Source organism: Desmospora profundinema (assembly GCF_031454155.1).
Lineage (GTDB): Bacteria > Bacillota > Bacilli > Thermoactinomycetales > DSM-45169 > Desmospora > Desmospora profundinema.
In genome coordinates this window covers 67,159-90,638 of sequence record NZ_JAVDQG010000005.1, presented here as the reverse complement: position 1 = coordinate 90,638, position 23,480 = coordinate 67,159, and the positions used below count along the sequence as shown (strand labels likewise).

Sequence of the window (23,480 nt, the reverse complement as noted above, 5' to 3'; positions counted from 1 at the left end):
GCCGCGTTTTTTCATACGTGGCGGCAGTCCATTTGAGAGGGGATGAAAAGGTGAAGCTGGATGCCCATCGCGACGGACCGGTGATGGAGCAAGTTTTCCGCCGGTTTGGTTGGTCCCCGCACCAAGTGGAAATGGTACGGGGAGTGTTACAAGTCCAAACGAACGGCAAGGTGTTCGCTTTAAAAAAAGCGGTGTTGCCCGCGAAAGAGATGAAAAAGATTCAAACCGTCCTGCATGAGATTACCGCCAAAGAGTATCCCCACCTCCTCCCTTTTGAAAAAACGGTTGACGGGGAGACGGGTGTGGAAACGGAAGTCGGTTATTGGATGGCACAGGAATGGTACGGCCAAGGAGCGGAACGGGGAGACGAAGTGCCGCTGGCCGACTTAATCCGCAGCTTGGCTCGGTTCCATCGCTTAACTATGCCGCTGGCCGCCGGTAAAAAAGAGGATCGCCGGCGCTTGGATCAGTCGGAAGTCAAGCGGCGCCGTTCCTTCGAGAAGCGTTTGGAAGAGTGGGCTTCCATCGCACGGGAACGGGAATTTCCCTCTCCGTTTGATAAAGCCTTCGAGACTCATCTGCCGTATGTACAAAAAGCGCTGTCCTTCTCTCTGCAGGGAATGGAAAAATACATTCAGGGGGAGCGGGGGGAAGCTCCACGCTATACCTGGGTTCATGGACGTGTCCACCCCCGTAATCTCGTTGTGGGGGAAGAAGGATGGCGATGGATTGATTGGGAACATGCGGGCATCGACAGTCCGGTTCGGGATGTGGCCGGTTTTTTACGCCGCTTGATCCCGATGGATGGGGATGAAGTGACAGACCCGTTTGCGCTGCTGGCCGAGTATGAAGATGAATTCCCTTTTAATGGAAAAGAAAAGCGGCTTTTATCGTTGTATTTGACTTTCCCCGAACAACCCCTCAAATTGATGGAGCAATATTACGCTGGTAACCGGCAGGATGAAGGAACGCTGGTCAGGCGTTTGGAAGAAGAGATGGACCGCCTCCAACTGTTCCAGGATTGGGTGCGTAAACACTGGGCAAAAAAGCCGACCAAAAAGGCGAAACGAAAGGAATTGGCCGGGATTCGAACGGCCAAACCCCGCTCCCGCTGAGGAGCGGGGTTTTTTATGCGGTAGCGGATCGGTAAGGACAAGCCTCGATTGGGTTGCTTGCCTCCGCCATTTTAGGAGTGCGCCTGCTTTATTCACTGGCGCCACCTTCGTTCCAACCAAACTTCCAACGCTTTGACGGGAACAAACAGGGCAAAGGAGCAAATAAGGGCGCGAAACAGTTCCATCCAACCACTCCGATTCCTTGCCTTTATTAAAAAATGTTGCATGCAGTCAAATTATATGTAGCACAGCAATGATTGGTGTTCCTTGCCAATGAATCCGACTTTCAGCCTATTTCATGTCTATCAGGGTGAGAAAGACGGAAAAGGGGTGGACAAGGGTCGACAAAAAACGCACAATAGTCAATGAGGCAGACAGAGAACACAAGATTGGGGGGTTGTTCTTGACTGTGGTGAAATCAACCGTACGAAGCATGTACCGTGGTTTTTTAATGATTTTCATCCTCAGCTTTCTGCTATTGAGCACGGTGCTGTTGCTCGCGTTTTTGGCCGATCCGCAACTCATGTGGGACAGCGTCCGGAAAGCTTTCGGCATGCAGTAACCGGAACTTATACTAGGATCGTGGACGGGGGTGAGCCGCAGGGTTCACTCCTTTTGCTCGATGTTTGACGTTGGAAACGCGGCAGGGTACAATAAAAGGCAAATGGAATCGATCAAGAAGCGATGACAGGGAGAGTAGACGAAAACCACCCGTCTTAGAGAGAAGGCCCTTCGGCTGCAAGGCCTTCCGGTGATTTCGTCGAAAGTCACCCTGGAGCTGTCCGCCTGAAGGGTTGAGTAGGGTGGACCGGACCCGTCCGTTACGGGATGAAAGTGTACCGGAGAGCCATATCGGCTGACCGGTAAACGAAGGTGGTACCGCGGAGCTCTTTTTCGTCCTTTGGATGATGAGCTCTTTTTATTATGCAAAGGAGGACGCCCGCCATGGCATCGGAACCGACAAAGTTGCCTTCCGCATACAATCCGCGGGAGGCGGAGGAAAAATGGTATGATTTTTGGTTGGAGGGCGGCTTTTTTCAGGCCGGGAAAGATCCTAATAAAAAAACCTACACGATCGTGATCCCGCCACCCAACGTGACCGGGAATCTGCATATTGGACACGCATTAAACAATACCCTTCAGGATGTGTTGATCCGCTGGAAACGGATGAAGGGCTATGACGCTCTCTGGCTGCCGGGGATGGATCATGCCGGGATTGCCACGCAGGCTCGGGTGGAGGCCCGGCTGCGGGAGGAAGGGGTGAGCCGTCATGAACTGGGACGCGAAAAGTTCCTGGAACACGTATGGGATTGGAAGGAACATTATGCATTGGCTATCCGGGAACAGTGGCGTAAAATGGGGCTCTCCCTCGACTATTCTCGTGAGCGCTTTACTCTGGATGAAGGGCTGTCAAAAGCGGTGCGGGAGGTGTTTGTCCGCCTGTATGAGAAGGGGCTCATCTACCGCGGACAATACATTATCAACTGGGATCCTCAAGCCCGGACCGCCCTTTCCGATATTGAAGTGATTCATAAGGAAGTGGAAGGAAAACTCTACCATATGGAGTATCCGCTCAAGAATGGGAACGGTCACATTCGAGTGGCTACCACCCGTCCGGAAACGATGTTGGGGGATACGGCAGTGGCGGTTCATCCGGAGGATGAACGATATCGTCATCTGGTGGGCCAAACCGTTGTTTTGCCGGTGATTGGACGAGAGATTCCCATAGTGGCGGATGAACATGTGGATCCCGCCTTTGGAAGCGGTGCCGTAAAGATTACACCTGCTCACGATCCCAACGATTTTGAAATTGGACAGCGCCACGATCTGCCCCATGTGTTGGTCATGGATGAGACGGGAACCATGAACGATCAGGCTGGACCCTATGAGGGGTTGGATCGGTTTGAGTGCCGCAAACGCATCGTCAAAGATCTTAAAGAGGCAGGCGTGTTGGTACAAGTAGAAACCCATGTCCACTCTGTCGGTCATAGTGAGCGCTCCGGGGCTGTTGTGGAGCCGTACCTTTCCACACAATGGTTTGTGAAGATGAAACCCTTGGCGGAGCGAGCAATCGCGAATACTCGTTCCGGAGAAGGGGTCCGCTTTGTCCCGGACCGGTTTGAGAAGATTTATTCTCATTGGATCGAAAACATTCGCGATTGGTGTATTTCTCGCCAGCTGTGGTGGGGACACCGCATTCCCGCTTGGTATTGCGGCGATTGTGGAACGATGATCGTCAACCGGAACGATCCCGACACATGCCCCCAATGCGGCAGCGTCAACCTCACTCAGGACGATGATGTGCTGGATACTTGGTTCAGCTCCGCCCTGTGGCCCTTTTCTACGTTGGGTTGGCCCGATGATACCGAGGATCTAAAACGATACTATCCGACTGATGTGTTGATCACGGGTTACGACATCATCTACTTCTGGGTGGCGCGGATGATTTTCACCGCTTTGGAGTTTACTGACGAAAAGCCGTTCCGTGATGTGTTGATCACCGGGTTGGTACGAGATGCTGAGGGTCGGAAAATGTCCAAATCCCTCGGCAACGGGGTAGACCCGATGGAAGTGATCGAAAAATACGGAGCGGATGCGATGCGGTTCATGCTATCCACGGGAGGCACTCCTGGGAACGACCAGCGTTTCCGTTGGGAGCGGGTGGAATCGGCTCGCAACTTCGCCAATAAGATCTGGAACGCTTCCCGGTTTGCGTTGATGCATTTGGAAGGAATGAAAGCCCAGGATCTGAAGTTGGAAGGACCGTTCTCCACAGCGGACCGTTGGATCCTGCATCGTCTAAATGAGACAACGGCAGAAGTGACCCGTCAACTGAACCGCTACGATTTCGGTGAAGCGGGGCAAGTGCTGTACCGTTTCATTTGGGACGATATGTGCGATTGGTATATCGAATGGGCTAAACTTCCGCTTTACGGAGAAGATGAAGAGGCAAAACAGACGACCCGGGCGGTATTGGCCCATGTCTTAGACCAGTCTTTGCGTCTGCTGCATCCTTTTATGCCCTATCTCACCGAGGAGATTTGGCAGTATCTGCCGGTGGAAGGAAAGAGCATCAGTGTGGCAGCCTGGCCGCAGCGGAATGATGCTTATGAATCGCCGGATTCCGTGCGGGAGATGAAACTCCTCATTGAAGCGATTCGCCTGATCCGCAACATTCGGGCGGAGATGGAAGTGCCGCCGAAAAAAGAAGTGGATCTGCTGGTTAAAGGGGATGAAGAAGTGCTTGCCATCTTCCGACGAAATGAAGCCGCCATCCACCGCCTCAGCGGAGTGGGCCGTATGGAAGCCTCCCCCGATTTGGAACGGCCGGCACGGGCCATGTCGGGCGTGGTGACCGGTGCTGAACTGTTCCTGCCTTTGGAGGGCTTGATCGATGTGGAACAGACCGTCGCCAAATTGGAGGCGGAGTGGAAAAAGTGGGATCGGGAAGTAAAGCGGGTGGAGGGCAAACTTTCCAATGCCAATTTTGTTCATAAAGCACCCGCCTCGATTGTGGAGGAAGAACGGAAGAAGGGAGAAGAATACCGGGAGAAACGGGAGAAGACAGCAGCACGGCTGGCAGAGATCCGTGGTGAATAAAGATGGAAACGGGCAGGGATTCCTGCCTGTTTCACTGTTTTTTTGTTATGATGAATAAGACCGTTTGTCATGGTTGATAGAAAGGAACGAAACAGATGGCTGACGGAGCACGGTTTAAAACTTCTACAGAAGTGTTGGAATGGATGGAAACCGGCTGTACTCCGGGGATACATCCCGGTTTGTCCCGAATGGAATGGATCCTGGAACGTACCGGTCATCCGGAACGCAGGCTGAAAGTGATTCATGTAGCCGGCACCAACGGCAAGGGATCCACATCGGCGATGATTGCTTCGGCCCTTCGTCGGGCGGGCTACCCAACAGGAATGTTCATCTCGCCGTATCTGGATCATTGGAGTGAACGGATCCAGCTGGATGGGGAACCGATTTCCGAAGAATCGTTCGTAGGTTGGGCCAACACTCTTATGCCCCTGATCGAAGAGATGGACGCGGCCGGGAAGGGGCGTCCCACTCCCTTTGAGTTTTGGACCTTAGTGGCCATCCACTATTTCGCCAAAGAGGCAGTCCCTTGGTTTGTGGTGATGGAGACAGGGATGGGTGGCCGGTTTGATTCGACCAATGTGGTGATTCCCTTGGTATCGGTTATCACGACGGTGGCAAAAGATCACCAGGCGTTTCTGGGAGAGACCATACGGGAGATTGCTGCTGAGAAAGCAGGGATCATTAAAGCGGGAATCCCTGTCGTCACTTCGGTCGAAGATCCGGAAGCCCTCTTGGTCATCACGGAGGCGGCCCGGGAAAAGCAATGTCGCCTTTACGTGGCGGGCCGGGATTTTCAAGGGATTTCCCGGGAAAGTGAAACCTTCGACTTCTCGGGTCCGTTCCGTGGACTGGAAGGGTTAGAACTTTCCCTCCGAGGCATTCACCAGGTCCAAAACGGGGCAGCCGCTTTGATGACGCTGGAAGTATTGCGTCAATATTATGCGACAGTGTTGGAAGATGAGGCCATTCGGGAAGGGTTGGCTACCACCCACTGGCCCGGCAGACTGGAAGCGGCTTCCCGGGAACCCCGGGTGTTGCTGGATTGTGCCCACAATCCCGGAGCGGCGGAAGCGTTGGCCCGAGCCCTCCGGTCATATACATATGACCGTTTACATTTGTTGGTCGCCGTGTTGGAGGATAAAGACGCCAGGGGGATCATCAGTCCGCTGCTTCCTTTAGCTGATACTGTCACGGTTACACAGGTGAATCACCCTCGCTCGCTGTCGATGGAGCATCTGGGTGCCATCGTGGAACAGTTGTCTCCACAAGTGTCTCCGGCGCATGTGGGAGATCCGACTCGGGCACTAGAAAAGTTGCGGCGGAGTGCGAAAAAAGAAGATATCATTTTGGTTACGGGCAGTTTGTATTTGGTGGCCGAAGCACGGCGTTTGTTTCAATAGGATGGGTGATTCCATCATGATGGCGTTGGGGCTGGATTTTTCAGGCGGTCATTTCATCGTTTTTGAAAGCAGGTGAGCGGGTTGATTTCAAAAAAAGAACATGTTCATTTTATCGGGATTGGCGGATATGGGATGAGTGCCATTGCACGGGTGTTGTTGGAGATGGGACACCGGGTGACAGGGTCGGATGTTTCGTCCAACAAACTGACAGAAGCGTTGGCAGCCAAAGGAGCGGAAATTCATCTCGGCCATGATGGGATGCTGGTGGAAAACGCGGACCGTGTCGTTTATTCCTCCAGTATTCCTGAACACAATGTGGAATGGAAGGCGGCGCGGGAGCAAGGGATCCCGGTTTATCATCGCTCCCAGATGCTGGCGCTTCTCCTCAATGACAAAAAAGGGGTGGCGATTGCTGGTGCCCACGGAAAGACGACCACCTCTTCTATGATCGCGCAGACGATGGAAGAAGCCGGCGTCGATCCTTCCTATATCATTGGCGGGGAAGTGGTCAGCCTGGGCAGCAACGCCAAGGCAGGTTCCAGCGACTGGGTGGTCGCCGAGGCAGATGAAAGCGACGGCACCTTCCTGGAATATAATCCCCAGATCGCGGTTGTTACCAATATCGAACCGGATCATTTGGAGAACTATGACGGTGACTTTAACAACTTGAAACAGGCGTACCGTCAATTTCTTCGTCAAGTGAAAACAGACGGGTTGGCGGTTCTGGGATGGGATGACGCCTATGTGAGGGAAATCGCCGATGATTGCCAAGCCCGCATCATCACATATGCCTTAGATCGTTCTGCCGATGTGACGGCGACCCACATCCGTCAACATCTGAATACGATCACCTTTACTGTTCATGCCCATGGGAAAGAATTGGGGGAGATGACGCTCCATGTACCGGGTCGTCATAATGTCGCCAATGCGCTGGCGACAACAGCCGTTTGTTTAGAGGCGGGAATCTCCTTTTCTGCCATCGCGGAAGGGATGGCACGCTTCCGCGGAGCCAAACGACGTTTTCAAGTGATTGGGGAAGTGGATGATATTCTGGTGGTTGACGATTACGCTCACCACCCCACGGAGATTCGGGCGACCCTTAGTGGCTTAAAAGCGATGAACCGGCGAGTTCTGGCAGTGTTTCAGCCCCAGCGTTATTCCCGCACTCATCTGTTGATGGATGAATTCAGCCGGGCTTTCGGTGAGGCGGATCAGCTGGTAATCAGCAGTATTTATTCCCCTCCCGGCGAACCCCCCATCGAAGGGGTAACGTCGGAGCGACTGGTGGAGATGGTACGGGTCAATAGTAATCCTCGTGCTCTATTTAGAGATACTAAGGAAGATGTGGAGAAATGGCTGCTGGAACAAGCCCGTCCCGGTGACTTGGTGATTACCATGGGGGCAGGGGACATCTGGCGGGTGGCACATCATTTGGTTCCCGCTTTACAAGAGCGCAGAGAAAAGGCCAATTTAACGTGATGAAATTGCCTATCCGCTTCAGCGGATGGGCTTTCTCCCGTTTCCTCGTCTCTCGGTTGGGATAAAGCAATCGACTGTCATCCATCCTAAGGAGGATAACCGAAGGCGTCAGTAGCAGGAGTTTGTGTTTTGGTCAAAAGGGGAAAAAATAATTTGTTGATCTCAACATAAAGGTGGGTTTTTGTGAAGAAAGTATCCAAAAGTGTGTTCGGTATTTCTGTTATTATCGCCTTGTTGTTTTTATTATGGGGAACATTGACACCGGGCCATTTGGCCGATGTGACGGGTGACATCCAAGGCTTTTTACAAAGCAAGTTCGGATGGTTTTACCTGTTGGCCGCCACCGGCTTTTTGGTTTTCGTCATCGCTTTGATCTTTACTCGCTTCGGCAATATTAAGTTAGGAAAAGATGGCGAACAACCGGAATATCCCTTTATCACTTGGTTTGCCATGCTGTTCAGTGCGGGAATGGGGATTGGATTGGTGTTTTGGGGAGTGGCGGAACCGCTGACCCATTTTACCAGTCCGCCCACGGGTGAAGGGGGGACCCAAGCGGATGCGGTTAATTCCCTTCGCTACACACTGTTTCACTGGGGATTTCATCCTTGGGCCATCTATACTCTGATCGCTCTGGCTTTGGCTTACTTCAAGTTTCGCAAAGACGCTCCGGGTTTGATCAGCGCGACCTTTTATCCACTCCTCGGAGAACGGGTAAACGGGCCGATTGGGAAAACAATCGACATTCTCGCTGTTTTCGCCACCATTTTCGGGGTGGCCACCTCACTCGGTTTTGGTGCCGCTCAAATCGCCGGTGGGGTTTCCTTCCTGTCGGACGGGATTCCCAACAACCTGGCCACCCAATTGATGATCATTGCTGTGGTTACGGTGTTGTTTATGGTTTCCGCTTGGTCGGGACTGAACAAGGGGATTAAGTACCTCAGCAACCTGAACATCACTCTGGCCATCGCCCTGTTGGTCTTTTTGATCATCGTGGGACCCACTTCATTCATGGCCAATCTGTTCACCACCACTCTTGGGGGGTATTTTCAACAATTGCCTCAAATGAGTCTGCAAATTACCCCCTTTGAAGAGACCCAGCGGGCCGCCTGGACACAGGGTTGGACCATCTTCTACTGGGCGTGGTGGATCTCCTGGGCACCCTTTGTGGGAACGTTTATCGCCCGGGTTTCCCGCGGGCGCACAATCCGGGAGTTTATCCTCGGAGTGTTGGCTGTGCCCACGCTGTTCAGCGCCATCTGGTTCTCCGTCATGGGTGGAGCTGGTCTGAACGCGGAGATGTTCGGCGGAGCCGGCATCGTGGAGGCTATGAATGAGTTGGGAACGGAAGTGGCGTTATTCAGCCTGTTTGAAACACTTCCCCTCGGCACACTCGCAACTGTCATCGCTATTTTGTTGATCGGCACCTTCTTTATCACTTCGGCGGATTCCGCCACGTTTGTATTGGGGATGCAAACGACCAACGGCAGCCTGAACCCAAGTGCATCGGTTAAGCTCACCTGGGGGTTCATCCAGTCGGCTGCTGCCGCTGTCCTGCTGGCTTCTGGAGGATTGCAAGGATTGCAGACGGCTTCGATCATCGCCGCCTTCCCCTTTACGTTTGTTTTGATCGGGATGGGTGTCTCACTCTTTGTCTCCCTTAAACGGGAGAGAGCGGCCCCAAAGCGTTCACGGGCCGTATAACCCCCTGATCTCCAATAAAAACCGTCCCCGGGCTTTACAGCCTTGGGACGGTTTTTGGGTTGTTAGTATGGGGAGGGGTTGGAAACTGGAATCTTTTGTGACAGTCCCCGTCGGAACGTGTTAATGGGGCGGTGTTTGGTTTACACTGAGGAAGAATTGGAAAGGGGTTCCCAAGTGGAGGATGAGTCCCTTCGGAAGAAAGGGACGAATCTCCCCTTTCGGTATGGCCGCTGGGCGATGGATAGGGTGTCCCTTCCCCGGAGGGAAAGGAGCGGACGTTTTATGATGAAACGGAAAAGTATTACAGGACGGATATGGGTACCGGCGATGCTGTTCTTGGTTGCAGGGATCATGACTGCCTGTGGTGGAGGAACCGGGCAGGAGCCCGACAACGCCACTCAGGAACAGGCGGAACCTCTCAATTGGCAAGTGCCTGCCTTTGAAGCTGTCGACCAAGACGGCAATCCCGTCACCTTGGATGATTTAAAGGGACGCGTGTGGCTGGCGGACTTTATCTTCACCCGTTGTCCCGATGTTTGCCCACCGATGACGGCCAACATGACCAAAGTACAACAGGAGTTGGAGAAACAGGGAGTGGAGGTGGAAATCATCTCTTTTAGTGTGGATCCGGAACATGATCAACCGGAAGTGTTGAAGGAGTTTGCCGGCAACTACGACCTTAGCTTTGATAACTGGCGCTTTCTGACCGGATATGCTCAGGAAGAGATTGAAACCTTCGCCCGGGAAGGCTTCAAAGGAGATGTCCAACGGATGCAGGAGGAGGATCCGCTTTTAATCAACCACCCTGTTTCTTTTTTCCTGGTGAATGCAGATGGAAACGTGCATGAGCGATACGACGGTATGGATCCGGACGTCGAACAGATGGTTAAGGATATTCGAGATTTGGAAGGCGAACAAAAGTAGCTAAGGCTGTGTGATTGCATGATCATGATGCCTGTGCCGGGAACGTTAAAAAATCCAGTGAACCAATTCTGATGGAATGGTTCACTGGATTTTTTGCGTCGGGGATCTTTTATGCATGATGTGCCCTGCTTGATTCCAACGGGGATGTGTCAGCCGGCTGCGCTGTCATTTATGACCGCATCGTAGAAACAGCCTTCCGCTTCCTCATACTTCGCGGGATGCGCCAGCGGGCGTAGACAGTGGAGAAGGTCCATCCGCCCGCCAGCAACAGGGGTACAGAAGGAAAGGGCTTCTCCCAGGTCAGGGCGGGCAGCACCAGTATTAACAAACTTTGCGCGAGAAGAATTATCCACACCAACCGGGACAGGCCTAATGTTTTTTGCTGTTCGGGTAAGGGATAAAGTCGGAACCAGGGTTGAAAACGGTGGATGCGCCTGATCCAGGGAAGCTGGACCGCCGTCATCCATAAACCCAGGAAATACAGGCTCGCCGCTAAAGACAAGCTAAACTCCGCCCATATCAGGGCGAGTCCGGTCACCAGCGTCAGACGAAGGGAGACTCCGAATGGCTCCCGGTAACGAAGAAATGTCCGTTGATACAGATAAAGGTAGGTATGCTCGGGCCGGCGGGCGGGGAAACGATTGAGCCATCCCCATCCCCGTCGGATCCGAACCTCGTTTCCCACTTGGGGCACATCGATGAACTGGCTGGCCAACCGGTAGTAGCGGGTGACGGTGGCCGATTCTTCGGACACCAATCGGTCCCAGGGGATATACCCTTGGGGTGGGCGCCTTTTTCGATGATGGAGGATCAGGAATCCGGTCCAACCCAAGGCCGCCAGTAACGGGATTCCAAAAAATTCGCCCTGGAATAGCCAGATGGTAACCAGTGCACTGGTTACCCAACGGATGACGGGATCGATCCAGCGGGGGTGCTTTCCGAACAGTTCATGGAGCCGAAGCCACAGAAGAAACACTTTGAACGTGATCAGGACCACAACCGCCATGACCCAGGCGATCCCATCCCCCAACCGCTGGATGAAGAGCGGGGATAAAAACGCCATCCAGCCCAACACGGCTAAACATTGGATCGTGGCGTTATAGGTAAAAGTCCGTTGCCAGTATCGGGTGAGTTTATCCGGGGCCGGAGCCAGAAAAAAGGGGTCTGCCGGCTGTATAAACGTACGGAAACGGGTGGAAGCCAGTACCGGCGTCAGGATCACCGCCAGCAACCAGGCAACCGGAAAATCGGGAGGCAGCCATTCTTCCAACAGTTTGCGGTATAAGACAAGAACCAAAATGGCAAACAGCGCCGGAAACAGATTCAGGGTGCGGGCAATGGCGAGGGCGTACCGGCCGCCCTTTTCGAACGCCTTTTTCCTGCGGTCCTGAAACAGATGATCCAGATCGTTCATGGTCTCTCCCCTTTGGCTGTGAACACAAACAGCTCATCCAGGGAAGCGCCCGAAAGCCCAGCCTGTTTTCTCATGTCGTCCAGATTGCCGCTGAGGACGATCCGCCCTTCCTTCAACAAGATGAAGCGGTCCGCATGCTTTTCTGCTGTCGCCAATACATGAGTGGACAGGAGAATGGCACACCCCTCCCGTTTCATCGCGGTTAACTGTTCCAGCAGGGAATGGGTGGCCAAGGGGTCCAGTCCGACAAACGGTTCATCCACGATCAACAGGGAAGGACGGACCAGCAGGGCACACAGGATCATCACCTTCTGACGCATTCCTTTTGAAAATGTGCCGGGATACCAGCGGCGTCGTTTGGTCATCTGAAATTCTTCGAGCAATTCCTCCATCCGATCCCGCCATCCCGCATCCAGATTATAGGCCATCGCCGTCAATTCCAGATGTTCCTCCAGGGTTAGTTCTGGATAGAGATAAGGAGTTTCCGCTATGTATGCCACTTCGCGTCGGAAATGCGTCGGATCTTTCTCCGTGCTTTTGCCGCGAAAGAGGATCGAGCCGGAGTGGGGTTGCAGATAGCCCAGAATATGTTTGATGGTGGTGCTCTTCCCCGCTCCGTTCAAACCGATCAATCCTACCATTTCGCCGGATTCCAGGCGGAAATCGATATCGAATATAACGGGATGTTGCGGAGCGTAACCGCCTGTTAGGTTCTGTATTTCAAGCAAAAAGATCCCTCGCTTTTCGTTCCGGTTTGATTGCCGTCCTTGACATCTTATCCCAGTGCATAAGGCCCTGTCCAGGTACTCACGAAGAAAGCTTTTTGACTTCTGGCAGCGTATTCTCTCCCATATGGTTTTGAAGAGGGGGGGAGGTTATGGACCCAATCAGTGTCGTTCGGGCAGCACGGGAACAATTGATGGATGAGGTGTTGCGAAAACAGAAGCGGGATGGGCGTTGGAGCCTTTGCTTTGAAACCGGTCCGATGACGGATGCTTATACATTGTTGTTGATGGAGGGAGTGGGATGGCGGGACCCTAAACTGCGTGAGGGGATTGTGTCACGTTTGCGGGCTCTTGCTGACAGGGATGGCGGCTGGCGGTTATATGCGGATGAACCCCATGTCAATGTCTCCGCCACGGTGGAGGCTTCCGTAGCATTGGTGGCCGCCGGGGCAGAATCTCCGGACGGCACCCTGATCCGGCAGGCCCAGGAACGGGTTCGCTCTCAGGGTGGGATCCGTAAAGCCGGCTCTCTTACACGGATTGTGCTCAGTTTGGTGGGGATGTTGGATTGGGGCAGACAGCCCCGGTTGCCGATCCGGCTTTTGCTCTTGCCATGGTGGTTTCCCGTTAACCTTTTTGACCTCGTCGGCTTCACCCGTTGTCATCTGGTACCGGTTATGGTTGCTTCTCATCTTCGGGTGGCACGATCTCTTCCCAGGGGGCCCCATGATTTGACGGGATGGGGAATGTTAACCGATTCAATCAGCATCTCTCCAACCCTCCAACGGCACATTCAGGATTCTTTGCCGGCGGAACTGTCCGGAAAGGTGGGGGAGCGGCTCGCGCTGGCCAAGGCGGCCGCGTTTATGCGCAACCGTACGGAGGCGGATGGAACCCTATACAGTTATTTCAGTACCACTTTACTGATGGTATTCGCATGGTTGGGTCTGGGCTTTTCCCCGTCCCATCCTTGGATTACCCAAGCGATCCGGGGAGTGCGTTCGTTTGTCATTCCGACGGCGGAGGGTCTCCATATGCAATTTACCACTTCTACCGTCTGGGATACGGCCCTTTTAATGGATGCTTTAGGAGAGGCGGGGATTCCTCCCCAAGATGAGGCGATGGTCCGTGGCCGCCATTACGTATTGACACGTCAACATACCCGCTTGGGAGATTGGGCGATAAAAAACCCGGGTGTCCCTGCCGGGGGGTGGGGCTTTTCCGACATCAACACGATTAACCCAGATGTGGATGATACCGCCGCCTGTCTCCGTGTATTGGCCAGAGGTTTGACTGTCGACCCGTCATTGAGCGGGCCATGGGAGCGGGGGGTGCGGTGGTTGACCAGCATGCAAAACCGGGATGGAGGCTGGGCGGCATTTGAAAAGAATACGGATAAACGATGGCCGCAACTCCTGTTGCCGGCGGAAGACCTTAAAATGGTGGCAACCGATCCATCCACGGTGGACTTGACAGGGAGGACATTGGCCTTTTTAGGCCGTTATCGGGGGTGGAAACAGGAAAATCCCGCCGCCGAGCGGGCCATTCGTTTTTTGGAGAAAGTACAGGAGAAGGACGGTTCCTGGTTTGGTCGCTGGGGAATTGCTTATATCTACGGTACTTGGGCCGCATTGACGGGGATGACCGCTGTTGGTTGCACTTTCTCCCACCCGGCAGTAGCGAAGGGTGTCCGGTGGCTTTTATCCGTTCAAAACCCCGACGGGGGGTGGGGAGAATCTTGCCGCAGTGATGGAGAGAGACGCTATGTTCCGTTAAATAAGAGTACTCCGTCTCAAACCGCTTGGGCGCTGGATGCCCTTATCGCTTGTCACGACCATCCCACCGCTCCCATCCAAGCCGGAATCCAACGGTTGGCGAGCCTGACGTGGGAAAAGGGGGAACATATCACGTATCCCACCGGAGCCGGAATGGCTGGCCAGTTTTACATCCATTATCATAGCTATCGCTATATCTGGCCATTAGGGGTGTTGGCCCGGTATGAAAAGAAATACGGTTCGTCCGCCCCTGCGCCGTATTCATAGTATAATGGAAATAGAAGGGATGAATGGAAGGGGTGTCCGGCGGAGTGTGGGTGATGATTGGGGTGGGAGTGACTGTCGGGTGGTGGGCGGGACGATTCCTGCCCGTGGCCGGGGGGTGGTTGTTTCAGGAGCGGATGATTCGGCCAGCCGAATATCGTTGGGGAAAAAAGTGGGGCAGTATCGGTCTTTCATTGGGCGGGGCCAGTGTTGTCTGGTTGGCGAAGGATGTTGCTGAAGCCTTGTTGGCGTTGGCTCTGCTTTTGTTTTTGCTCATGGTAGTGTGGACGGATTGCATGCGTGGAATCATTCCCAACCGCTTGAACGGGATCGGAGCCGTGGTGTTTATCTTGTTGCAGGGAGTGCGCGGGGAGGCATGGGTGCCTTTGTTGGTGGCTTCAGTGGCCGGAATGTGTCTATTGGGACTGGTATCCCTGTTAAGCGGTGGAGGGATGGGGGGAGGAGACGTGAAAATGGCCGCTGCCGCCGGCTGGGCCTTGGGATGGCCGGCGTTGGGCGCCGGCTTGGGCCTGGCCATCATAAGCGGCGGTTTGACAGCCCTATGGTTATGGATGAGCCGACGGGTGGAAGGAAAGACTCCGGTTCCCTTCGGGCCGCATTTGGCCATCGGTTTTTTCGTCGCATTTTGGTATGGCGAGGAGTTAACGGGGTGGTACTTGTCTCTGGTGAACGAGTAATGAGACGGCGGATGGATCAACCGGATTCATTTTCGGTTCTATACCAAACTAGCAACCCATATAGATGGAATAGGATCGAATGAGAGAAGGGACGATCACGATGGAGAAGCAACGCATGACGATTCGGTTTCATCAGGGGAGGCGTCCTCCTACGATACAGATGGGTTCCGGGAAACAGGAGACGTTGGATCCGCCTATTAAAAGAGAAACCAAGCAGGAGACGAGGCAGAGATCGACAAAGGACAAGCCTGCCGTATCAGTCAAGGCTGATGAAAAACCGTCCTCCTCTCTGGTCTCGCGGGGGTCAAAAAAGTGGAGAGAAGAGGAAGAAGAGAGTGTGGAATGGGGAAAACCCTATTCTCGCAAAGAGTTGCCTGACAAGAAGACGGTGGGTTCCGTGGTTCTTTCCATTGCGGGTGCCGTCTTGCTTGGAACGTTAATGGGTTTTCTCGTCCTATCCCTATTTTTCTCAGGTGAATCCGACAATTCCCCCCGCAGTATCGACTCTCACTTGCAATCCGAATCGGGTGAAACGGAATCTTCCCAACCCCATTCGGAGGAACAACAAGAAGAGGGGGCTGCTACCATCCAGCTCCCCGCTTTAACGGGGGTGATGGTTCAGGGTGGCACATACCGGGAGAAAAAAGGAGCGGAAGAGGCTGTTCGACAAATTCGGGGAGAAGGCTGGGCTGCTGTGATGACAGTCAACTCCCCTTATCGCCTGCTGTTGGGTGTGGGAATCAATCAAGAGGACTCAGCTGCACTGTCCGCGATGTACAAGGAAAACGATCAGACAGTGATTCTGAAGGAACATCATGTAGAGGAGTCTACGGTTCCGATATCTGATAAAAATAAAGAAACAATGGAAAAACGAGTGGCTTCTTTGGTAAAAGAGGGGCATCAAATCTATACGCTGATGGCTCAGCGAACCAGTCAGGGTCTTGTCAGTGGCGAGCGATCGTTGGAACCGGTGTGGGATCAAGTGGAGAAGTCGTCGGAAAAGGTATCGGCAATGGCCGATGGTGCGGAAGGGGATCTGCCCGAAAAAGCCAAGGACCCTTTCACCCAAATGGTACAGGCGTTGGATCAGGTGGTGCAGAGCGGAAAAGCCAATGTGAACAACCCGGAGGAAGCGATGTTGTGGCAAATCCAGGAGGGCCTTATTCGATATGCATTGGCTTATGAAAATTTTGTGACCGCACTTCAATAGAAAGCGGGATTGTTTCTTGTTCCCGCATGCTGATTTTGCTAAACTTGAGTTGTATCGAGCGATATCAACCAACCTTTCGTTTATTTATTGTCGTCCCGTAGGGGCAACCTTCAGCCTTCTAATTGTCGTCCCATAGGGACAACCTTTTGGTAAGGCGGACAACCGACCCAACGGAGTTCACGGGAACTCTTTGCAGGGTCTGTTTTTCACTTATAACCGATTAGAAATGCACTTCCCGACTCGAATAGTTGAAGGAAGCATTTTACTTTTCTATGTGCAAACGGATAGGAGGTCGGGGCCCTTATGCAGCCGGAACTGGTACTTGCTTCCGGGTCTCCGCGACGAAGGGAACTCCTTCGTTCTCTGGGTGTCCCCTTTTCCGTTCACCCGAGTTGGGTGGCGGAAGAAGTTCCCGGTGATCCTTCTCCGGGGGAGCTGGTGGAAATTTTGGCCGCCAAAAAAGCGTTGGCGGTGGCTCACACCCGGCGTCAAGCGGTGGTGATCGGATCGGACACCGTTGTTTCTCTTGAGGGAAAGATCTTGGGAAAACCTGCGGATCAAGAGGATGCTTGCCGTATCCTGGAACGCCTGCAGGGCAGAGCACACCAAGTTTATTCGGGGATCGCCCTGGTGGAGATGGATGGGGGCAAGGTATCACGACGGCTGATCAGTCATCGGGTGACCGAAGTGATGGTGCGCAACATGACCGCTGAAGAAATCCATTGGTATGTATCCACCGGGGAGCCGTTGGACAAGGCTGGAGCATACGGCCTACAGGGGATTGGTTCCATTTGGGTGGATTGGATCGACGGTTGTTACACCAACGTAGTGGGCTTGTCGCTTCCGTTGTTGTACGACATGCTGAAACAGATGGATTATCCGATGATGACCAAGCCATTTTCTCCGGAACGTAAGGTTTGACCCCACGCCTGTTTCAACGAGAGCCTCCTTATGGACCGGAAGACGACAGGAGGCATGGGATGGAACGGGATTCCTTGCTCATTCGCGATGTGCCGGAAGGGGAACGGCCGCGGGAACGCATGCTTCAGGTGGGACCGGCTTCCTTGGCAAATGCGGAGCTGGTGGCGATCTTGTTGCGGACCGGTACCGCTGCCGAATCGGCGATTCATTTGGCAGGCCGTGTTTTGTCTAAAGTGGATGGATTAAAAGGGCTGGCTCAGGCAGATCTGCTTGAACTGACTGAAATCCGCGGAGTGGGGCCGGCAAAGGCGGTCCAATTGCTGGCAGGCATCGAACTGGGACGGAGGGTGTTTCGCGCTGTTCCCGGAGAGAAAGTTGCGATTCGTTCTCCGCGGGATGCAGCTGAAGCTTGTATGGACGAGATGCGGTATCTTTCCCAGGAACACTTCGTCTGCCTTTTTCTAAATACGAAAAACGTGGTGATCGATAAAAAATGTATCTACGTCGGCACCTTGAATGCCTCTGTCGTACATCCCCGGGAAGTGTTTCGGGAAGCGATCAGGAAAAGTTCCGCCGGCGTTATCTGTGTTCATAATCATCCCAGTGGCGATCCCACCCCCAGCCGGGAAGACATCCATGTTACCGAGCGATTGTTTGAAGCGGGTCGGCTGTTGGGAATTGATTTACTGGACCATATCATCATTGGTGACAGTCGTTTTTACAGCATGAAGGAAAAAGGGATCATGCCCGTATGAGAGAGATGCAAAAGATAACTACTTTATAAGCAGAAGGGCTGAGCGGGAGATGCGATTTTGGTTTGGAAGCAAAGAGAGCAACGATGGGGAAATGGAGACCATTTTTGGGCGGTTCGGGGGTTTTACCCGGGATATGGGTATTGATCTGGGAACCGCCAACACGTTGGTTTATCTAAAGGGTCGGGGCATCGTCGTTCGGGAGCCTTCCGTCGTCGCCATGGAAACCGTCAGCCAAGATATTATGGCGGTCGGCAACGAAGCAAAAAGAATGATTGGCCGGACTCCCGGCAATATCGTGGCACGACGTCCGATGAAAGATGGCGTGATCGCGGATTACAACACCACGGCGACCATGTTAGAATATTTCCTAAAAAAAGCGCAGACCGAACGTGTTTATATCCCGCGCCGTCCCAATGTGATGGTTTGTGTCCCCTACGGGGTTACCGCCGTGGAGAAGCGTGCGGTGGAGGAGGCAACCCGGCAGGCGGGAGCGAAGGAAGCGTATACCATTGAAGAGCCGTTTGCGGCGGCCATCGGTGCAGGTCTCCCGGTATGGGAACCGACAGGCAGCATGGTGGTAGATATCGGAGGGGGGACGACGGAAGTGGCAGTGATCTCCCTGGGGGGGATTGTAACCGCCAAATCCCTGCGTGTGGCTGGAGACGAGATGGATGGGGCCATTATCCAATACATCAAACGCCATTATAATTTGATGATTGGGGAGCGGACGGCGGAGAACCTGAAACTGGAGATCGGGTCGGCCAAGGTCGAAGATGAGGGAATCACCCGCGAGATCCGGGGGAGGGACCTGATATCCGGGTTGCCCAAAACGATTAAAATCACATCGATGGAGATCGCCGAAGCATTGTCGGATACGGTAAACGCCATCATCGATTCGGTCAAACTCACCTTGGAACAAACGCCCCCGGAGTTAGCCGCAGATATCATGGATCGGGGGATTGTGTTAACCGGTGGGGGCGCATTGCTTCGTAACCTGAACCAGCGCCTGACCGAGGAGACGGATATGCCGGTGGTGGTGGCGGAAAACGCCTTGGACTGCGTGGCGATCGGAACGGGACAAGCGTTGGAAAACATTCATCTGTTCACCTCCGGTACGGGCTCGTCCAGCCCTTTCGGACGGCGGCAGTGAGAAGGTGACGGCTTATGTTTTTCCGATTGTTCGCCAACCGGCGCCTGTTTATCTTTTTGTTGTCTGTGATCTTGTTGACTGTAACAGCCGGGATGACCCGTGGTGAACGGGAACATCTGTCTTGGCCGGAAGCCGCGGTGAAAACCACAGTCGCTTGGGTCCAAGGGTTGCTCGCCAAGCCCACCCATGCTATGACCGGATGGTGGGACCATGCTTCCGATGCCCGGAAGAACGGGCAGAACGATCTTCAATTGCAGTCAGAATTGGAACGATTACGCCAGGAAAACAAACAGCTGAAGGAAGCTGTGGGTTATATCGATAAAACGGAAGCGGACCTCATTACTGCCCAGGTGGTTTCACGCAGTCCCGACCGTTGGAACAATCGAATGGTGATCGATCGGGGGACGGCGGACGGGGTGGAAAAAGATATGCCGGTCATCACCCATGAAGGGTTGATTGGCCGGGTTCAAGCGGCTACCAAACATATGGCCGACGTCGTGCTATTGACAGATTCGGGCAGTGGTCCCGGAATCGCAGCTCATATCCAAGCCGGGGATGAAGAAGTGTTTGGTTTGATTGAAGGATATGATACAAAAACGAAACGGTTGTTGATGAAAAAGATCTCGTCGAAACAGAAGTTGAAGGAAGGGCAACTAGTCGTGACATCGAATATGTCCGATATCTACTCCGGAGGATTGTTGGTCGGCACGGTGGATGAAGTGTCCCAAGGCGATTTCGGGGTGGACCAGATGGTTTCCATTAAGACTGCCGCCCGTTTTGAGCGGTTGGACTATGTGATGGTGGTACGTGATCCCCAAAACATTCAATTGCAGGAACACCAGGAAACGGTGCAGGATTTGGAAAAAGAGGATGACCTTCCGGGACAACAAACGGGAGGGCTACGCCCGAAGGATAGGACGGAGGGGAATGAGTGATGGCTGTTTGGATCCTCATCGGTCTCCTCTCCTTTCTTTTTTTGTTGGAAGGAACCGTTTTTCAAGTATTGGTACCACAAGCTTGGGGAAGCCGCTTTGTTTGGATTCCCCAACTGGTGGTGAGCGGCATTATTCTACTATCCTTGTATCGTGGGCGGCAGGCGGGACTGTTGTTTGGTTTCTGCTTTGGCTTGCTTCACGACATCGTCTACGGTCAGGCGGTGGGAGTTTACGCATTTAGTACGGCGGCCATCGGTTACGTTGCAGGGCAAATATCCCGACAATTTCTGTCCGGGCCGATCGTGGCCCTGTTGGCGACGGGAGTGGGCCAGTGGCTTCACCTCCTGATCAGTTATTTCTGGTTTCGCTTGTTCGACCTTACCCGCATCGGTTTGGAAGAGGCATTCCTCTATCATATGTTACCGTCCGTTTTATTAAATATGATGATTGCTTTTCCGGTATATCAGTGCATTCGGTGGATTCATCGACGATATCACCCCCGATCCGTGCAACTGTTCGACTGAAACGAATGGGTCACCCGTCCCTAGAAGGAATTGGCGGGTTGGCGCCGAAATCATATTTGTGAGGTGGGGTGAGGATACATGGGAAAAGTATTGAAGCCGGGAGTGACCATCAAAGGAACAAAAGACGGCCTTCTTTTCCTGCTGGATGAATCACGACCCTTTTCCAAGATACTAGACGAATTAAAATATAAACTGGAAAACAGTTCAAACATCTGGGATGGACCGGATACTCGTGTACACATTAAATTGGGTACTCGCCAAATAACCAGAGATGATGAGAAGGAACTGCGACGACTTTTCGCTGTCCGTAAAAACTTGATCATCTATTCGATTGATACGGCGGACGGCAAACCCTACTTGATTGAAGAGGACGGGGGTATTCAACTCTTAGTGGGAACGGTTCGTTCCGGACAGGTGTTGGAGCATCGGGGTGACTTGCTTCTGTTGGGGGATGTCAATCCGGGCGGTTGTGTACGGTCGACGGGTAACATCTATGTATTGGGATCACTCCGGGGATTGGCCCATGCCGGTGGAGAAGGGGACGAGTGGGCCATTATCGCGGCTTCCACACTGAAACCGACGCAACTTCGAATCGCCAATGTCGTCTCCAGACCGCCGGATGAATGGGATGAAGGGGAGACCACCGGCATGAACTTCGCTTATCTGGTGAACGGCCAGATCGCAGTGGACAAGATGCACCACCTCAGCCGGATCCGTCCCGATCTGGAGTGGAAAGAAAACCGGTTCAAGGGTTGAAGCGGGAAGGGGGGCAGAGAGTGGGGGAATCCATAGTCGTTACTTCCGGGAAGGGCGGTGTCGGCAAGTCGACCACTTCCGCCAATATCGGTACAGCTTTGGCATTATCCGGAAAAAAGGTATGCTTGGTGGACACCGATATTGGGCTGCGAAACCTGGACGTACTGATGGGCCTGGAGAACCGGATCGTCTATGACATCATCGATGTGGTAGAGAAAAAGTGCCGGGTCAAGCAAGCCTTGATTAAAGATAAACGATGTGAAGAACTGTATCTGTTGCCTGCCGCCCAGACCAAGGATAAATCGGCGTTGGATGCCCGGCAATTGCGCTGGTTGACCGCCGAATTGAAGGAGTCCTTCGATTACATCATCATCGATTGTCCTGCCGGCATTGAGATGGGATTTAAAAACGCCGTCTCCGGAGCCGATCGCGCCATTGTGGTGACAACTCCGGAAAACGCCGCCATCCGCGATGCCGACCGCGTGATCGGATTGTTGGAAAAAGAAAAAGTGGGAAACCCCAAACTGGTGATCAATCGCCTCCGTACCCAGATGGTAAAGGAAGGCGGCATGATGGACGTGGATGAAGTGGTGTCGGTCCTGGCCATCGATTTGCTCGGAGTGGTTCCTGACGATGAAGCGGTTATCCGCGCTGGCAACCGGGGGGAACCCATCGTTTTACATAACAAGGACCTGGCGGCTAAGGCTTACCGAAATATTGCTCGCCGGATCCAGGGGGAAGTGGTGCCCCTGTTAGTACTGGATAAAGACCAGAAAATGATGGCCAAAATGAAAAAGTGGCTGGGATTTGCATAACCGACAAAGATAAAAAACCAACCGGGGCATGGTTCCCGGTTGGTTTTTTGTAGAACCGGATAACCCCGGTTCAGGTTTGTTTTTGGACAGCTTGTATCTTAAGGAGAGGATTGGTCGGCCCGATCTGATACCAGGGCTTTTTTTCTGTTTGTGAAAGCGTACAACAAGGCGGCTCCCACCACTGGAATGATAAAAGCAAGAAACATGGCAGGGTATCCCGTTTGTTGGACGAGGATGCCGGCCAAAATGGAACCCAATCCGATACCGAGGTCGATAGCGGTAAAAAAGGTGCTGTTGGCTTTGCCTCTTGTCCCTGGCGGTGTACGTTGGATGGTCCACGCTTGCAGGGCCGGTTGTACTGAACCCAAGCCAAAGCCGTAAAGGGCTGCGGCGGTCAAAAGCATCGCCGGGTCGCGGGTGAGGGAAAGGGCGGTTAGAGAGCCGACGATCAATGCCAATCCAATGGGGATCACCCGTTGCGGGCCTCCGCGGTCAAATTGTTTACCCGACCATATACGGGTAAGCATCATGGCGACGGCGTAAACGGTGAAAAACCAACCGGTGTGAGGGATGCCGCGCTCCATGGCAAACAGGGGGACATAGGTGGCCGCCGCTCCTAGAGTGAGGAAGACCAGCAATACCATGGCGGATGGGAGCCACGTTGCCGCAAGGATGGTGGGTTTGTTTGCAGCAGGTTCCGAATCACTCGCTATGGGATGGGAAAGGAGCGGAATCCATTTTGCCGTTGCGAAGGATGCGAGGGCGAGCCCTGCTGCCAGGTAAAAGAGAGCGGAAAAGGAATGAGTCTGTACCACCCACAGGCCGAGAGCGGGACCAAATACCAACGATACGTTGGAGAACAGTCCATAAACACCCATTCCCTCCCCTCGGCGGGAAGGGGGCATCAGGTCGGAAGCGACCGTTCCGGCAGCTGTGGTTACCACTCCCCATGTCAGTCCGTGGGCGATCCGCAGTAAAAGAAGAGGGATGACCGCTTCGATCCACAGGTATCCAAGGGTGGAGAGGAAGAAAAGGAGAAGTCCCCATCGTAAGGCTTTTCCGCTTCCTTTCCGGTCGATGATGCGTCCGATCCATGGGCGGATGGCTACAGCAGCAAGTGTGAACACGCCGATCACCCACCCGGCCGTTCCTTCTGGCCCTCCAACTGTGTGGACAAACAGAGGCAAGGTGGGGAGCAAGAGCTGGAAGTTGACAAAAACGAAAAAGTTGGACAGGCAGATCAACGAAAAATCGCGAGACCATAAGGATGGGGGTATCGGAGGCTCAACGGTTCGGTGCATGAAGAAACTCCTTTGACA

The 23,480-nt window shown here is 53.5% G+C and carries 20 protein-coding genes and 1 other annotated feature; of the genes, 17 read left to right on the top strand and 3 right to left on the bottom strand.

Features of this window, described 5'->3' with window-relative positions:
• Nucleotides 1-50: 50 nt before the first annotated feature.
• From JOE21_RS11750 to JOE21_RS11720, 7 genes are all read left to right on the top strand, one after another.
• Nucleotides 51-1,115, top strand: a complete 1,065-nt coding sequence (locus tag JOE21_RS11750) for a YutH/CotS family kinase-like spore coat protein (RefSeq protein WP_309866306.1) — start codon at nucleotides 51-53, stop codon at nucleotides 1,113-1,115.
• A gap of 403 nt (nucleotides 1,116-1,518) precedes the next feature.
• Nucleotides 1,519-1,677 (top strand): hypothetical protein, encoded by a 159-nt coding sequence (locus tag JOE21_RS11745; protein WP_309866304.1) that lies wholly within the window; start codon nucleotides 1,519-1,521, stop codon nucleotides 1,675-1,677.
• A gap of 113 nt (nucleotides 1,678-1,790) precedes the next feature.
• Nucleotides 1,791-2,020: a binding site (T-box leader), on the top strand.
• Nucleotides 2,021-2,060: 40 nt separating this feature from the next.
• Complete coding sequence (locus JOE21_RS11740) at nucleotides 2,061-4,715, top strand: valine--tRNA ligase (RefSeq protein ID WP_309866303.1); 2,655 nt, start codon at nucleotides 2,061-2,063, stop codon at nucleotides 4,713-4,715.
• Nucleotides 4,716-4,810: 95 nt separating this feature from the next.
• A complete protein-coding gene (locus tag JOE21_RS11735; RefSeq protein ID WP_309866300.1) occupies nucleotides 4,811-6,115 on the top strand; it encodes a bifunctional folylpolyglutamate synthase/dihydrofolate synthase in 1,305 nt (434 codons plus the stop codon).
• A gap of 84 nt (nucleotides 6,116-6,199) precedes the next feature.
• Nucleotides 6,200-7,594 carry a UDP-N-acetylmuramate--L-alanine ligase gene (gene murC / locus JOE21_RS11730; RefSeq protein ID WP_309866892.1) on the top strand — a complete coding sequence of 465 codons (1,395 nt, stop codon included), beginning with the start codon at nucleotides 6,200-6,202 and terminating at the stop codon, nucleotides 7,592-7,594.
• A gap of 183 nt (nucleotides 7,595-7,777) precedes the next feature.
• Complete coding sequence (locus JOE21_RS11725; protein ID WP_309866297.1) at nucleotides 7,778-9,295, top strand: glycine betaine uptake BCCT transporter; 1,518 nt, start codon at nucleotides 7,778-7,780, stop codon at nucleotides 9,293-9,295.
• A 282-nt stretch (nucleotides 9,296-9,577) separates the two neighbouring features.
• Complete coding sequence (locus tag JOE21_RS11720; RefSeq protein WP_309866294.1) at nucleotides 9,578-10,219, top strand: SCO family protein; 642 nt, start codon at nucleotides 9,578-9,580, stop codon at nucleotides 10,217-10,219.
• 169 nt (nucleotides 10,220-10,388) lie between these two features.
• Here JOE21_RS11720 and JOE21_RS11715 read toward each other — a convergent pair whose 3' ends face one another.
• Together JOE21_RS11715 and JOE21_RS11710 are read right to left on the bottom strand one after the other, a co-directional pair.
• Nucleotides 10,389-11,633, bottom strand: coding sequence for an ABC transporter permease (locus JOE21_RS11715; RefSeq protein ID WP_309866293.1), 1,245 nt, complete (start codon nucleotides 11,631-11,633; stop codon nucleotides 10,389-10,391).
• On the bottom strand, nucleotides 11,630-12,367 hold the full coding sequence (locus JOE21_RS11710) for an ABC transporter ATP-binding protein (RefSeq protein WP_309866890.1): 738 nt from the start codon (nucleotides 12,365-12,367) through the stop codon (nucleotides 11,630-11,632). The genes JOE21_RS11715 and JOE21_RS11710 overlap by 4 nt, the downstream gene beginning before the upstream one ends.
• Nucleotides 12,368-12,510: 143 nt before the next feature.
• Between JOE21_RS11710 and JOE21_RS11705 the strand changes: the two genes are divergently transcribed.
• From JOE21_RS11705 to minD, 10 genes are all read left to right on the top strand, one after another.
• On the top strand, nucleotides 12,511-14,400 hold the full coding sequence (locus JOE21_RS11705; RefSeq protein ID WP_309866291.1) for a terpene cyclase/mutase family protein: 1,890 nt from the start codon (nucleotides 12,511-12,513) through the stop codon (nucleotides 14,398-14,400).
• A 23-nt stretch (nucleotides 14,401-14,423) separates the two neighbouring features.
• Nucleotides 14,424-15,095: a prepilin peptidase gene (locus JOE21_RS11700; protein ID WP_309866290.1), complete on the top strand. Its 672-nt coding sequence runs from the start codon at nucleotides 14,424-14,426 to the stop codon at nucleotides 15,093-15,095.
• 100 nt (nucleotides 15,096-15,195) lie between these two features.
• The gene (locus tag JOE21_RS11695) at nucleotides 15,196-16,305 is read left to right on the top strand and encodes a hypothetical protein (RefSeq protein ID WP_309866287.1); all 1,110 of its coding nucleotides are present in this window, start codon (nucleotides 15,196-15,198) and stop codon (nucleotides 16,303-16,305) included.
• A 303-nt stretch (nucleotides 16,306-16,608) separates the two neighbouring features.
• Nucleotides 16,609-17,226 carry a Maf family protein gene (locus JOE21_RS11690; RefSeq protein ID WP_309866284.1) on the top strand — a complete coding sequence of 206 codons (618 nt, stop codon included), beginning with the start codon at nucleotides 16,609-16,611 and terminating at the stop codon, nucleotides 17,224-17,226.
• Between the two features lie 59 nt (nucleotides 17,227-17,285).
• Nucleotides 17,286-17,981, top strand: coding sequence for a RadC family protein (radC, locus tag JOE21_RS11685; RefSeq protein ID WP_309866281.1), 696 nt, complete (start codon nucleotides 17,286-17,288; stop codon nucleotides 17,979-17,981).
• Nucleotides 17,982-18,072: 91 nt separating this feature from the next.
• Nucleotides 18,073-19,131, top strand: coding sequence for a rod shape-determining protein (locus JOE21_RS11680; RefSeq protein ID WP_309866889.1), 1,059 nt, complete (start codon nucleotides 18,073-18,075; stop codon nucleotides 19,129-19,131).
• Nucleotides 19,132-19,145: 14 nt separating this feature from the next.
• Nucleotides 19,146-20,066, top strand: a complete 921-nt coding sequence (gene mreC, locus JOE21_RS11675) for a rod shape-determining protein MreC (protein ID WP_309866279.1) — start codon at nucleotides 19,146-19,148, stop codon at nucleotides 20,064-20,066.
• Entirely contained in the window at nucleotides 20,066-20,590 is a 525-nt protein-coding gene (gene mreD, locus JOE21_RS11670) for a rod shape-determining protein MreD (protein ID WP_309866278.1), read from the top strand. Before mreC ends, mreD begins: the two co-directional genes overlap by 1 nt.
• Nucleotides 20,591-20,668: 78 nt before the next feature.
• Entirely contained in the window at nucleotides 20,669-21,346 is a 678-nt protein-coding gene (minC, locus tag JOE21_RS11665; RefSeq protein ID WP_309866276.1) for a septum site-determining protein MinC, read from the top strand.
• A 20-nt stretch (nucleotides 21,347-21,366) separates the two neighbouring features.
• On the top strand, nucleotides 21,367-22,161 hold the full coding sequence (gene minD, locus JOE21_RS11660; RefSeq protein WP_309866274.1) for a septum site-determining protein MinD: 795 nt from the start codon (nucleotides 21,367-21,369) through the stop codon (nucleotides 22,159-22,161).
• 98 nt (nucleotides 22,162-22,259) lie between these two features.
• On the opposite strand, the gene JOE21_RS11655 is transcribed toward minD, so the two are convergent.
• Nucleotides 22,260-23,462, bottom strand: a complete 1,203-nt coding sequence (locus JOE21_RS11655; RefSeq protein WP_309866272.1) for an MFS transporter — start codon at nucleotides 23,460-23,462, stop codon at nucleotides 22,260-22,262.
• Nucleotides 23,463-23,480 lie beyond the last annotated feature (18 nt).